Below are 13,400 nucleotides of genomic sequence, written 5' to 3' on the forward strand. Positions count from 1 at the left end.
AAGGAGTTGTATCCAATGAAACGAGAAATTTGGAAGGGTAGCGAGGCAATCGCCGAAGCCGCTATTCGTGCAGGTTGCCGCGGCTTCTTCGGCTATCCCATCACCCCGCAAAATGAGATACCTGAATATATGTCCCACAAAATGCCTCAGGCAGGAGGCGTGTTTGTACAGGCCGAGTCAGAAGTGGCTGCCATAAATATGGTATATGGTGCGTCTTCTTCTGGCATCAGAGCTATGACATCATCTTCTTCCCCTGGTGTGAGCCTGAAGCAGGAGGGAATCAGCTATATGGTTGGCGCTCAACTGCCTGCCGTCATTGTAAACGTTATGCGCGGCGGTCCAGGGCTTGGCTCAATTCAACCGGCACAGGGCGATTATTTTCAGGCGACCCGCGGCGGCGGTAACGGCGACTATCGTACGCCTGTTTTGGCGCCTGCCAACCTGCAGGAAACAGTTGACTTGATGCAGGAAGCATTTGACATTGCCGACCAGTATCGCATTCCTGTCATGTTTTTGGCAGACGGCTTGATCGGACAGATGATGGAGCCTATCGTGTGGAATGAGCATCAACAGCGCACCCTTTCAGAAAAGACGTGGGCAGCATCGGGGCGTGGCGATCGCGCGCATAACAATTTTATTACTTCTTTATTTATTGATGCTTCCAGCTGTGAGGCGGAAAACGCAAATCTCTCAGCAAAGTATGCTGAAATCGAAAAGAATGAGTGCCGCTGGGAAGAACTGCTACTCGAGGACGCTGAGGTTGTTTTAGTAGCGTACGGTACTCCCGCACGTATCGCACAAACTGTCGCTGAAAAGCTCAGAAAACAGGGAATAAAAGCAGGTGTATTCCGTCCTATTACCCTCTGGCCGTTCCCTTATTCCCGGCTGAAGGAAATTGCAGCAATGGATAGCACCAAGATTTTTCTGGATATTGAAATGAGTACTGGTCAGATGCTAGATGATGTAAATCTAGCCGTAGCTGAACGCAAGCCTGTCAGATTCTACGGCCGTTCCGGGGGCATGATTCCCACCGTAGCCGAGGTTGAGAAAGCGGCACGAGATGCCTACAGGGAGGTCAAGTAATATGACAACGATTTATAAAAAATCCAAAGGCCTTCAGAACAACGAGCTGCATTACTGCCCTGGTTGCGGTCACGGTATTATACATAAGCTAATTGCCGAGGTGATGGTGGAGATGGATGCTGTTGGCACCACCATTGGCGTGTGTCCCGTTGGATGCTCTGTGTTTGCGGGCAACTATTTTGCCTGCGACATGGTTGAAGCGGCACACGGTCGTGCACCCGCTGTGGCTACTGCTATCAAGCGCACCCATCCAAATCAGCCCGTATTCACCTATCAGGGTGACGGTGATCTTGCCTCTATTGGTGCTGCCGAAATTGTCCATGCAGCGATGCGCGGCGAAAAATTCACCACCATATTTGTAAACAATGCTATCTACGGAATGACCGGAGGGCAGATGGCGCCCACAACGCTGATTGGACAGAGAGCTACGACCGCACCCTCAGGTAGAACCAAGGAGCAGGCTGGCATGCCTATGCGTGTTGCGGAGATGCTGGCGACACTGGATGGCCTTGTTTATGCCGAGCGTGTCTGCGTTACTGATATCCCGCACCTGAACAAAGCCAAAAAAGCAATAAAAAGAGCTTTCGAGAAGCAGATGGCAGGCGAGGGCTTTACCTTTGTGGAGATTTTGGCCTCCTGTCCAACCAATTGGGGCATGGATACGCTGGAAGCTAACAAGTGGCTGATGGAGAACATGGCAAGCTATTATCCGCTTGGCGTAATCAAAGAAACGGAGGTGAGATAACATGAAAAAGGAGATTATCCTTTCGGGCTTTGGTGGACAGGGAATCATGTCCATCGGAAAAAATTTAGTAGAGGCCGGGGTTGAGGAAAACCTTGAGGCATCCTGGGTGCCTTCGTATGGACCCGAGATGCGAGGCGGCACTGCAAACTGCTCTGTCATCCTCAGCGATGAGCGAATCGGTTCTCCTCTGGTTGAGGCACCTACGGAAATTATCGTTATGAACCGCCCTTCCCTAGCGAAATTTGAGCCGACCGTTGTGCCGGGCGGAACTGTGTTTATAAATAGCAGTATTGTGCCTGATAAGGTTTCACGCACTGATCTGAAGTCGGTTTATGTTCCCTGCGATGAGATTGCCAAGGAACTGGGAAATCCAAAGGTTAGTAACATGGTGATGCTAGGTGCATATGTTGCTGAAACTAAGGTCTTAAAAAAGGAAACCATTCAAAATATGATTATTGAAATGTTCTCCGGCAAAAAAAACAAGCTGATACCGCTAAATATGGAAGCGTTTAAGCGTGGTATAGATTGTGTTAAAGATATTGAATAAAGGAGCAGAAAATATGCTTAGTGATAATGTAGCAAAGGGAGTAGACAGAGCACCGCATCGCTCGTTGTTTTATGCTGCCGGATTTACCGAAAAAGAGCTTGAGAAGCCATTGATCGGTGTCGTTTCTGCACAGAGCGATATCATTCCAGGTCACATTCACCTGAACAAGCTTGCTGAGGCTGTAAAGGCTGGAATTTATGCCGCGGGTGGCACACCTGTGGTTGTTCCCGCAATCGGTGTCTGCGATGGTATTGTGATGGGCCATCGCGGCATGCACTATTCTCTCGCTTCCCGCGAACTGATTGCCGATTCAGTAGAAACTTTAGCAGCGGCACATTGCTTTGATGGATTAGTTCTAATCCCCAATTGCGATAAAATTGTACCCGGCATGGTGATGGCTGCTCTACGCCTCAACATTCCATCAATTGTATGTTCAGGTGGGCCAATGATGGCAGGCCGTGTAAAGGGAAAGAAAATCGGCCTGTCTCAGATGTTTGAGGCGGTGGGCGCATTTAAAGCCAATATGCTTGACGAGGACGGATTGCGTAGATGTGAGCTTTCCACCTGCCCCTCCTGCGGCTCTTGTGCAGGCATGTTCACCGCAAATTCAATGAATTGCCTCTGTGAAGCACTGGGTTTGGCTCTGATAGGAAACGGGACCATTCCCGCCCCTATGTCTGCTCGTGTTCATCTGGCCAAGGAAAGCGGTATGAAGATTATGGACTTGGTGCGAGAGGATGTCAAACCTCGTGACATCGTGACCATGGATGCATTGAAAAATGCGATTGTGGTGGATATGGCACTTGGTTGCTCAACTAACAGCTCACTGCATCTTCCTGCCATTGCGCACGAAGCAGGCCTTAAGCTTAATATAAAACTATTTAATGAAATTAGCGAAAAAACCCCGAACCTCTGTCATCTGGCGCCTGCAGGTGAGCATTTTATGGAGGATCTTGATGCAGCAGGCGGTGTTGCTGCCGTAATGAAACAGTTGGCTGACATCGGTTTGCTCAAGCTTGATCTTCCTACCGTAACTGGCAAAACGGTAGGTGAAAACATTAAAAATGCCGCAAACTGTGATCCTGAGATTATTCACACAGTAGATCATGCATATTCCAAGACAGGTGGTTTAGCATTTCTGTTTGGTAATATTGCAAAAAATGGCTGTGTCGTGAAGCGCAGTGCGGTAGCTCCTGAGATGCGCGTGCATTCCTGCAAGGCAAGAGTGTTTGTCGGTGAGGATACAGCTGTAGAAGCAATTTATGCAGGCGAGATCAAACCGGGAGATATCGTGGTAATTATCTACGAAGGGCCAAAGGGCGGCCCCGGTATGCGCGAGATGCTGGTTCCAACCTCCGCATTGGCCGGTATGAAGCTAGATAAGGATGTTGCGTTGATTACCGATGGCCGATTTTCAGGTGCATCAAGAGGCGCTTCTATTGGGCACGTTTCCCCAGAAGCTGCTGTCGGTGGGGAAATTGGATTGCTACGCGATGGCGATATCATTGACATTGATATGGATAACTACACTATCCATGCACATGTAAGTGATGAAGAGTTTGCTCAGCGCCGTCTAAAACAGGTCAAGCCAGAATCGTGGGTAAAGGGAGGATGGCTTGCCCGATATCAAAAGGCAGTCACTTCAGCTGACGAGGGCGCAATTTTGAGATAGGCATACCTACCGTTGAAGTTTGTGAAAGAACAGCACAATTACGTTGTTAGTAGCAGATTACTGGGGTTTTATAATTAGTTTCTGTTTTACGTGGCGATATGAAATTAATAAAAGAAAGAGGAGATCAGAATGAAAAACATGCATCGTATACTTAGCCTATTAATTGCGCTCTTACTACTTTGTTCTCTAGCCGGATGCACAAGCTCTCCCCCAACTGTTACTAACCAGGAATCAACAGCTACCTCTGCCAAGGCGACGGTACTCAAGTTAGGTACCACCGTCAACGAACAGGATAGCTTCCAGATTGCAGCCGAGAAGTTTGCTGAACTAGTCAAGGAGCGTACTAATGGTGCCTATGAAATCGAAATCTACCCTAATGGAGCGCTCGGGGATGAGCGCACCATGCTAGAAAGTATGCAGATAGGTACGTTGGACATGGGCATTATCACTAGCGGTCCTTTCGTGAACTTTGTTCCCGAGATGGGCGTACTGGATATGCCATTTCTGTTTGGCGGCAATGAGGAGGCCTACAAGGTTTTGGATGGCGAGGTCGGACAAGAGTTGCTAAATAAGCTGTCAGATTCGGGTATCAAAGGCCTTGCATATGCGGAGCGCGGATTCCGCAACCTTACCAACAGCGTGCGTGCTGTAAAGGATGCTACTGACATTCGCGACCTAAAGGTTCGCGTCATGGAGAATGAAGTTTATACCGCCACGTTTAACGCTCTTGGAGTGAATGCAGTTCCTATGGCTTGGTCTGAGGCGTTAACCGCACTGCAGCAGGGTACTGTTCAGGGTCAAGAGAACCCTGTCAACGTCATTTACTCATACAAGCTATGGGAATCACAGAAGTATGTAACAATGACTCGCCATGCTTATGCTTCTGCTATCATCACCATGAGTCAGAAACAGTATGACAAGCTGCCCGCCGACGTGCAAAGTATTTTCAAAGAGGCAGCACAGGAGGCAGCTGAGTTTGAACGTGATTGGGTTGCAAACAACGAGGCATCCCAGCTGCAAGCGCTCAAAGACAACGGTATGGAGGTTATTGAGAATCCCGACATCGGTAGCTTCAAGGCTGCGGTGAAGAGCGTCTACGACAAGTATCCCCAATATGCCGACTACATGAGCAAAATCCAAAACGCCCTTTCCTAATGTAATGGGAGACATTTTCATGGTAATTGCAAAAGTAATCCGAAAGGTCAGTGACCTTGTTAATAATTTGTGCAGTGCACTTTGTATAATGACTATTGTTGCTATGGTACTTGTAACCGGTATGCAAATTTTCTGTCGCGTATTTTTCACAGCCCTGTCTTGGAGTGAGGAGGTTACCCGTTATCTTTTGGTGTGGTCCACCTTTATCGGCTGCGGAATTGTGTATAAAAACGCGGGACATATTTCGGTCACTATGATGCGCGATCACTGTCCGCCAAAGATTGTTACGATTTTGAAGATAGTGACCCATTTGATTTGCGCCGCATTCTGTACCATTGCTGTCTATTACGGCTTTAAGTATATGGCTATGCAAGGTAAGCAGCTTTCGGCTGCACTGCGCATTCCGATGCGCTATATGTACATGGCGATTCCTGTTGGTTGCTTTGTGATCGACCTGCATATTCTCGATGCAATTATTCAGCTGACGACCAAAATTAATGGGGAGGTAAGCAAAACATGAGTACCATCCTGTTTGGAACTTTTTTGGCATTGCTTGTGTTAGGTGTTCCAATTGCGTTTGCGATTGCAGTTGCGGGCGTATCAGTACTGCTCGTTGGTGGTGTCGACCTACTCATAGTGATACAGCGCATGTTTGCCTCCACCGATTCCTTCCCGCTGGTGGCAGTTCCGTTCTTTATTCTGGCGGGCGATCTGCTGGCGCGGGGGGCAATGTCCAAGACGCTGGTTGAGTTTGCCGAATCGATTTTAGGACGCATCCGTGGCGGCCTTTCAGCGGTATCAGTGGTGGCGGGCATGTTCTTTGCCGCTATCTCGGGCTCGGGCGCAGCGACCACTGCAGCGGTAGGCGCGACACTTATCCCCGAGTTAAAAAAGCGCAGCTATGAGGAGGCACCCTCTGCTGCGCTGATAGCATCGGCTGGTTGCATCGGCGTAGTAATTCCGCCGTCGGTTCCGCTGGTACTCTACGCTGTCATCGCCGACCAGAGCGTTACACGCCTGTTCTCTAACGGATTTTTCCCTGGCGTGATGATGGGTGGTATGCTCATAGTACTAGCGCTTTATCAAGCAAATAAAAAAGATTACCCCAAGGGGAGTTTGTTTACCTGGAAAAATGTCTGGAGTACTTTTAAAAAGGCAATTTGGGCGTTGCTTATGCCCGCCATCATTCTCGGTGGCATTTTCTCAGGTTACTTTACGCCGTCCGAGGCAGCGGCGGTTGCAGTTATTTATGCCGCGGCAATCTCCTTTGTAGTTTACCGCGATATGAGTGTTAAACAATTTTTTCAGATTGTGCTGGGCAGTGCCAAAACCTCGGCTGTGATAATGCTTATCATCTCCTGCAGTGGTGTGTTTGGCTGGGTGCTGGCAAATTGGAAAATACCCGAGCGGGTTGCACAAGCGGTTCTGTCGGTTTCGAACAACCCCTATGTGCTGATGTTTTTGATTGCAGGGATTATCTTGATTGCGGGTGTATTTATGGAAACTTCCTCAGCGGTTATCTTGCTAACGCCCGTATTTCTGCCACTAATTAAAGCGTTGGGCGTAAATCTGATTCATTTCGGTCTGATTTTCACTATTGGTATCTCAATCGGTATGATCACGCCGCCCGTGGCTATCAACCTATTTGTGGCATCGAGCACCACAGGTTTGCCCATCGAAAAGATTTCCAAGGCAGTCATTCCATACCTAATCGGCCTTATTGCTGTATTTTTAGCTTATGTCTACCTGCCAATGTTATTACCAGCAATCGTCATCTAAGCTTGATACGAAGCTGTTGCAGCTCTGCAAAAAACATCATGGCAAGCTACTATCGGCGGCAGTACAAACCTTAGTTACTCTAATTATTTCCAGTAATAATAAAGTGGATTTCCTATGACATATAAGAAAGGTTGATATTGTGTGCCGAAGTATGAGGAACTATATAATAAAAAACTGAAAACACCCAAAGAAATTGCCGACATGGTACAGTCAGGATATGTTTGTGTCTCTCCAACCTGTATGGCACAGCCCGATGCAATTGCACAGGCAATTGCATCGCGTGCCAATAGAGGCGAGTTGGAGGGTGTCAAGCATCATAGCGTCATCGCCATTGAGCCGGCACCTTTTGTGGACATGGAGCTGCGCGGAAAATATGATTACGTTTCCTGGTTTACGCAAGCCGCTGCGCGCTCCAGCGTCCAAAGTGGATTAAGCGACTATATGCCCTGTCACTATAGTGAGGAAATTGCGCTTTGGGATATGCGGGGCGCACCTGACGTAGTCTATGCTGTTGTTACTCCAATGGACAGGCACGGTTATTTCAGCTTTGGTTTGGTTGCATCGGAATGCGTGGAGTTAGTGAGCAGAGCAAAATATGTTTTTCTGGAAGTAAACCGAAATATGCCTCGCTTGTTCGGCAACAACATTATTCATATATCACAGGCCACAGCCATCTGTGAGCATGATGCACCCATTTCAACACTGTCGCCGCCCTTAGTAACAGAAAAAGACAAAACTATTGGGCAGCTAATCGCACAATATATTTCCGATGGCTCTACTATTCAGTTAGGAATCGGTGGTGTTCCAAGCGCAGTTGCAAATTGCTTGTATGATAAGAAAGATCTTGGAATACATACCGAACTTTTCATGGATAGTATGGTAGATTTAATTGAAGCTGGTGTCGTTACAAATCTAAAAAAATCTATAAATACCGGAAAAACGGTAGCTGCATTTGCATGGGGATCTCAAAGAATGTATGACTTTTTGCACAACAATGTGTCCGTTGAAATGATGCCGGTTTCTTACGTAAATAATCCCTACACTATAGCGCAGATCGAGAACTTCGTCTCAGTCAATTCTTGCCTTGAGGTTGACTTATTGGGTCAGGTATGTGCAGAATCCATTGGTAGCATACACTTTAGTGGGTCCGGTGGTCAGGTCGATTTTGTAAGAGGCTGCAATATGTCACTTGGTGGTAAAAGTTTTATTGCAATGCCGTCAACCGCCAAAAACAATACAATCAGCAAAATCAAGCCTATTTTAACACCTGGGGCTGCTGTTACCACCGGTAAGAACGACGTAGACTACATTGTAACGGAATATGGTGTCGCACATTTAAGAGGCAGAACTGCTGGAGAGCGTGCAAAGGAACTCATTAAAATAGCACATCCAAAATTTCAGGAGGAGCTTTTGCACGAGACAAAAAGGATGAAACTCATTATCTGAAAGCGGTACTACCTTCTTTCTATCGAGGCTATCTTTCAATGATATTATCCTTGCTTTTTACGAAACAGAGTAAAGGATACGTTAAGGTATCTCTTTGCATTAGTGGAGTCTTTTTATCCACCACATCGTAACAAGTAACAAGCCCGCATCGCTAAGGGAAGTAAGATGAGCGGACTACTAAAATAGAAAATATTACAATTCTTTATAGGGGAGACATCATGAATTTTATTGACTTATCCACATGGGACAGAGCTATGCACTATCAAGCTTTCCGAGACAGTATACAGCCACAGTATTGTACCACATTTGAAGTGGACATTACGAATTTCCTGATAAAGATAAAGGAACGGGGATATTCATTTACATTTTCTCTTGTGTATGCTGTAACAAAATGTGCGAACCAGATAGAAGCGTTCCGCTGTCGCTTCGTAGACGGAAAACCTGCTGTCCTGAATACAATCAACACTTCATTTACTTACTTAAAAAAGGGGACAGAGCTATTTAAAGTTGTGAATGTTCCAATGCAGGACACCATAAAAGAATATGTTGATTTGGCTAAAAAGATCGAGAAAAACCAAGAAGATTATTTTACTGCACCAATGGGAAATGATATATACCAGTTTTCACCGTTTCCGTGGGTATCGTACACTCATATTTCGCATACGAACTCTGGTAAAAAAGATAATGCCACACCGCTATTTGATTGGGGAAAGTTTTACGAAAAAGACGGTAAAATACTACTGCCATTTTCCGTACAGGTACACCATTCATTTGTCGACGGCGTGCATATTGGTCAATTGGCAAGGCTTTTACAAACGTATCTCGATGGTGAGATTCTATAACACGATGGATATTTTACCCGAATATTGTACATATGATGGAAGATGTTGAACAGATAAATGCTGATATATTGGCTGATGTTTATAGCAGCGAAAGCAGTTGAATCAGAGAAAGTTGAATTAAAATTGAATATCAGCAAAAATCAAGATAAAGCAAACCGCGAACAATCATTTTTCCAAAGGTGAGCATTTGCTAAGAAAGATTAGCCATTCAATCACATAACAAATGAGCAACTTCGTATCGTATCTTGGTAGTCTGGCGAGGTATTTCAACGTCGCGTTATGGTACTATCATGCCACTTGTGTATTATCTATGTTAAGCCCAGAAGAGTACCTTCTGGGCTTGTACTTTGGGTAAACATAATGCGACGTTTAAGTCCGCGGATTATGCGAAGCTCATAACGCTATAATTCATGTGCGGCAGTCAGAAAATATTAAACCGACGATAAAAACTCTATTGGCAATTACTCTTTCAAACTAATCCGAAAGTTATAGCCATATTCACCTAGCATATGCACAAGGCTTGAACCTTCAATAAATGTGATGGGCTTATCTTCCACAAACATTCTAGAATCATTTCCATAATAGCTGCCTCCCTTAGCGCAACACAATGCCATCTATCTCAGCTTTATTTCTCGACGATGAGGCTGATGGGTTAGCTCCTAGAATATCACAGTAAGTTACAGCTAACCTTCTAGAACCGACATAAGAATTGTTATAATTTATATATAATACCATTTAATAAGTGTGTGCAGGAAAGGGGGGAGTTTTCAGGTGAAATCTTATCGGAAAGGAGGCGGAAAAAGTGAAGTTTTGGAAAATGAACGGGGCCGGCAATGATTTTATTATCCTAAATAATATTGAAGAAAAATTACCGCACAATATTTTACCGCAGCTAGCCAAAACTCTGTGCGAGCGACACTTGTCTATCGGTGCTGACGGATTGATGGTTGTTGAATCTGCAACACAGGGCGGAGACTACAAAATGCTGTTTTTTAACTCCGATGGTAGCATAGGCGAAATGTGTGGCAACGGAGCGAGATGTATATGTCGTTATGGTTATGAAAACAATCTTGCAGGAGAAACTCAAGTTGTGGAAACCACCGCCGGAATTGTTACTGGGTACCGAATTGATAAGCGATTATATCGTATACGGTTAAACGATCCAACTACAATAGTACTTGATGCCGAAGTTATTATAGATGGTGTTAAGGTAGAATGTAGCTATATTGAGCTAGGTAATCCGGGCCTTCCCCATGCAGTAATACCTTACCAAAATCTAAAAGAAGCGGATACCGGAAAGTTGAGAGAGTTTGGCGAAAAACTGCGTTGGTATAATGGATTTTCTAAAGGTGCCAATATAAACTTTTACGAAATTTTGGGCAACGATTATATTTATGAGCGAACATACGAAAGAGGCGTAGAGGATTTTACCTATGCCTGTGGTACAGGTACAGCATGTGTAGTTGCTGCCCTTTCCTTAAAAGAAAAGGTAAGCGGTGGTACAGTTAAAGCAGATATGAAAGGTGGTACTCTGTTTATAGACTTAACTAAAGATGGAGAACAAATAACAGACATACTGCTAACCGGTCCTACCAATATAGTTTGTATAGGTGATATAACCGATGAGACTTTAAGCCTTTAGTACTACAAATAAAGGTATTTGCAGTTTTTATTATTAAGTTGTTTTATAAGCAATCTGTATTAAAGTTTCAGCTATCAACTAATTATTATATTAAATAACGATAAGCGCCGTATAGCCTATCATGTAACGCAGTTTGTTAACGGATTTATATTTTTGTTTAAATAACAGCATCTATTTTCCATTAATTTATTTATTGAATTTTTGAAAGGAATGTTTTTATGGAGAAGAAGTCAGTTATTAAGAATTATAAGTTCTTGGCTATTTTGCTCAGCAGTATGATAGTAGGCTCAATCGTAGGTTGGGTTGCTCCCGATTTTGGTAATTCCATAGCCTTTTTAGGTAAACTGTTTATTAATATGATGTTCTGTATTGTTGTGCCAATGGTATTTGCTTCTATTGCAGGTGCCGTCGCCAATATGGAAAGTCGCCAACGTGCAGGGAAAATTATGGGCACCACAGTTGGAGTTTTTGTGATAACCGGTGCTATAGCTGCAATAATTATGTTTGTACTTATGAAGATGATTCCACCTGTTCTTGCTCCTTGGAGTGATATTCCTGCCGAGGGAATGGGAGAGTATGCTTCTTTAACTGCCATGATAGTAAACTTCTTTACCGCAAGCGATTTTGTTGGACTGTTAACACGCAGAGCAATGCTGCCGCTTATAGTTTTCTCTGTATTGTTTGGTTTTTCTGTTAATATGGCAGGCGGCAAAGAATCATTAATGGGTAAGTTTTTAGATAGCTTAACCGAAACAATGATGAAGTTTGTTAAAATAGTTACCTACTACGCGCCCGTTGCATTCTTTGCAATCTTTGCAGACCTGGTAGCAACCTATGGTTCCAGCGTAGCAGAAGGTTACGGTAGAGCACTAATGGTTTATTATCCTCTTTGCTTTATTTACATATTTACAGCTTTTCCGTTATTTGCATGGTATGGCGGCGGCAAGGGTGCAGTAAGCTTAATGTTTAAAAATATTGCTCGTCCTGCCATTGTATCTTTAGGTACCTGCTCATCTGTTGCAACAATACCTACAAATATGGAAGTTGCTGCTCAGTCGGGTATTTCAAAAGATGTTTCTGATATAGTACTTCCGCTTGGCGCAACCATGCATATGGATGGTTCCTGCTTCTCATGCGTTCTTAAAATTGCGTTTGTATTTGGCGTATTTGGTAAGTCCTTTACCTGGAGCATGCTTCCAATGGTAGTTTTGGTTGCTGTTCTGTCTTCTGTAGGAATGAGCGGTGTTCCCGGTGGCGGATATATAGGTGAATATATTATCTGCTCAATCTTCTTCCCAACACAAATGGAGCTTGCGTTCCCAATTCTTGTAGCAATAGGCAACTTGGTTGACCCACCCGCTACTATGATTAATGCAACAGGGGACTATGTTGTTTCTTACATAGTATCTAGATATGCAGACGGAAAAGACTGGCTTAAAAAGTCAATCGCAACTAAGGTTTAAGCTATAGTTTGCCTTAAGTAAGATTTTAATTTAGTACAAATAAAAACTTTCCAATCACATGCTTATAACATATTTATAAGCTAATAAATAGTGTTAAAGGAAATACTACAGCTATGAAAAGTAAAATTAATGCGTTGATTGTTGGCTATGGTAATATTGGTCGCCATGCATTAGAAGCTATTAAAACTGACGATGGTTTTGTGCTAAAGGCAATTATTGATCCGATATGGAGCAAAAAGGTAGCCGAGGTTGATGGCATACCCATGCTGGAAAGCATGCAACAATCACCAAGCTTTGATGTCGCGCTGTTGTGCGTTCCGTCTCGAATGGTTATGGAGGTCGGGTTGGAAATATTAAAGATGGGTAAGCGCACGGCAGATATATTTGATATTCACGGCCATGAACTGTTGCATTTATATCAAACCTTTGAAAAAGTTGCTAAGGAAAATAATACTGCTGCACTTATCTCGGCAGGTTGGGACCCGGGTTTGGATTCGGTAGTTAGGGTATTGCTTTCGGTTATGATTCCCCATGGGATTACCTTTACAAATTTTGGTCCGGGTATGAGCATGGGGCATTCGGTTGCAGTTAAGGCAATATACGGTGTAAAAGATGCCGTAAGTCTTACCTATCCAAAAGGATGTGGCGTGCATCGACGAATGGTTTATATAATTCCTAACCAAGGTGCCAATCAACAGCAAATTAAAGATACTTTACTTAACGATCCTTATTTTTCTCACGATGAAACCCATGTAGCCTTTGTTGAAAGCTTGGATAACTATTTAGATATGGGGCATGGTGTGCATATAGAGCGTAAGGGTCGTGCTGGGGCGAAATATAATCAACGAGCCTTTTTTGATTGTAATATACACAATCCTGCCGTTACAAGTCAGGTATTGGTAATGGCTGCAAGAGCAATTATGAAGCAGCGCCCCGGTTGCTATACCATGGGGATGGTACCACCGACAGACTATCTTAATATGACTGTTGACGAAATTGTGCGTGACTTAACCTAAAAGGTGAAAT

Annotated in this window: 12 protein-coding genes; all 12 read left to right on the plus strand. The window is 44.4% G+C overall.

Annotated elements, in window-relative coordinates; translation table 11 throughout:
* Nucleotides 1-15 precede the first annotated feature (15 nt).
* Nucleotides 16-1,083 (plus strand): 3-methyl-2-oxobutanoate dehydrogenase subunit VorB, encoded by a 1,068-nt coding sequence (locus RBH76_13965; GenBank protein ID WMJ83818.1) that lies wholly within the window; start codon nt 16-18, stop codon nt 1,081-1,083.
* A gap of 1 nt (nt 1,084) precedes the next feature.
* Complete coding sequence (locus RBH76_13970) at nt 1,085-1,828, plus strand: thiamine pyrophosphate-dependent enzyme (protein WMJ83819.1); 744 nt, start codon at nt 1,085-1,087, stop codon at nt 1,826-1,828.
* A gap of 1 nt (nt 1,829) precedes the next feature.
* A complete protein-coding gene (locus RBH76_13975) occupies nt 1,830-2,375 on the plus strand; it encodes a 2-oxoacid:acceptor oxidoreductase family protein (protein WMJ83820.1) in 546 nt (181 codons plus the stop codon).
* Nucleotides 2,376-2,388: 13 nt separating this feature from the next.
* The gene (gene ilvD, locus RBH76_13980; protein ID WMJ83821.1) at nt 2,389-4,047 is read left to right on the plus strand and encodes a dihydroxy-acid dehydratase; all 1,659 of its coding nucleotides are present in this window, start codon (nt 2,389-2,391) and stop codon (nt 4,045-4,047) included.
* Between the two features lie 129 nt (nt 4,048-4,176).
* A complete protein-coding gene (locus tag RBH76_13985; GenBank protein WMJ83822.1) occupies nt 4,177-5,202 on the plus strand; it encodes a TRAP transporter substrate-binding protein in 1,026 nt (341 codons plus the stop codon).
* Nucleotides 5,203-5,221: 19 nt separating this feature from the next.
* Nucleotides 5,222-5,722, plus strand: coding sequence for a TRAP transporter small permease (locus RBH76_13990; GenBank protein WMJ83823.1), 501 nt, complete (start codon nt 5,222-5,224; stop codon nt 5,720-5,722).
* On the plus strand, nt 5,719-6,981 hold the full coding sequence (locus RBH76_13995; protein ID WMJ83824.1) for a TRAP transporter large permease: 1,263 nt from the start codon (nt 5,719-5,721) through the stop codon (nt 6,979-6,981). The genes RBH76_13990 and RBH76_13995 overlap by 4 nt, the downstream gene beginning before the upstream one ends.
* A gap of 141 nt (nt 6,982-7,122) precedes the next feature.
* Nucleotides 7,123-8,427 (plus strand): acetyl-CoA hydrolase/transferase C-terminal domain-containing protein, encoded by a 1,305-nt coding sequence (locus RBH76_14000; protein WMJ83825.1) that lies wholly within the window; start codon nt 7,123-7,125, stop codon nt 8,425-8,427.
* 218 nt (nt 8,428-8,645) lie between these two features.
* Nucleotides 8,646-9,269, plus strand: coding sequence for a CatA-like O-acetyltransferase (locus RBH76_14005; GenBank protein WMJ83826.1), 624 nt, complete (start codon nt 8,646-8,648; stop codon nt 9,267-9,269).
* Nucleotides 9,270-10,071: 802 nt separating this feature from the next.
* Nucleotides 10,072-10,911: a diaminopimelate epimerase gene (dapF, locus tag RBH76_14010; protein ID WMJ83827.1), complete on the plus strand. Its 840-nt coding sequence runs from the start codon at nt 10,072-10,074 to the stop codon at nt 10,909-10,911.
* Nucleotides 10,912-11,129: 218 nt separating this feature from the next.
* Entirely contained in the window at nt 11,130-12,374 is a 1,245-nt protein-coding gene (locus RBH76_14015; GenBank protein ID WMJ83828.1) for a dicarboxylate/amino acid:cation symporter, read from the plus strand.
* A 113-nt stretch (nt 12,375-12,487) separates the two neighbouring features.
* On the plus strand, nt 12,488-13,390 hold the full coding sequence (locus RBH76_14020; protein WMJ83829.1) for a diaminopimelate dehydrogenase: 903 nt from the start codon (nt 12,488-12,490) through the stop codon (nt 13,388-13,390).
* Nucleotides 13,391-13,400 lie beyond the last annotated feature (10 nt).

This window comes from Oscillospiraceae bacterium MB24-C1 (assembly GCA_030913685.1).
Lineage (GTDB): Bacteria > Bacillota > Clostridia > Oscillospirales > Ruminococcaceae > Yanshouia.

Coding starts and splice junctions, on each gene's coding strand:
- RBH76_13965 (WMJ83818.1), top strand. CDS start 16: ATGAAACGAGAAATTTGGAAGGGTAGCGAGGCAATCGCCGAAGCCGCT.
- RBH76_13970 (WMJ83819.1), top strand. CDS start 1,085: ATGACAACGATTTATAAAAAATCCAAAGGCCTTCAGAACAACGAGCTG.
- RBH76_13975 (WMJ83820.1), top strand. CDS start 1,830: ATGAAAAAGGAGATTATCCTTTCGGGCTTTGGTGGACAGGGAATCATG.
- ilvD (WMJ83821.1), top strand. CDS start 2,389: ATGCTTAGTGATAATGTAGCAAAGGGAGTAGACAGAGCACCGCATCGC.
- RBH76_13985 (WMJ83822.1), top strand. CDS start 4,177: ATGAAAAACATGCATCGTATACTTAGCCTATTAATTGCGCTCTTACTA.
- RBH76_13990 (WMJ83823.1), top strand. CDS start 5,222: ATGGTAATTGCAAAAGTAATCCGAAAGGTCAGTGACCTTGTTAATAAT.
- RBH76_13995 (WMJ83824.1), top strand. CDS start 5,719: ATGAGTACCATCCTGTTTGGAACTTTTTTGGCATTGCTTGTGTTAGGT.
- RBH76_14005 (WMJ83826.1), top strand. CDS start 8,646: ATGAATTTTATTGACTTATCCACATGGGACAGAGCTATGCACTATCAA.
- RBH76_14015 (WMJ83828.1), top strand. CDS start 11,130: ATGGAGAAGAAGTCAGTTATTAAGAATTATAAGTTCTTGGCTATTTTG.
- RBH76_14020 (WMJ83829.1), top strand. CDS start 12,488: ATGAAAAGTAAAATTAATGCGTTGATTGTTGGCTATGGTAATATTGGT.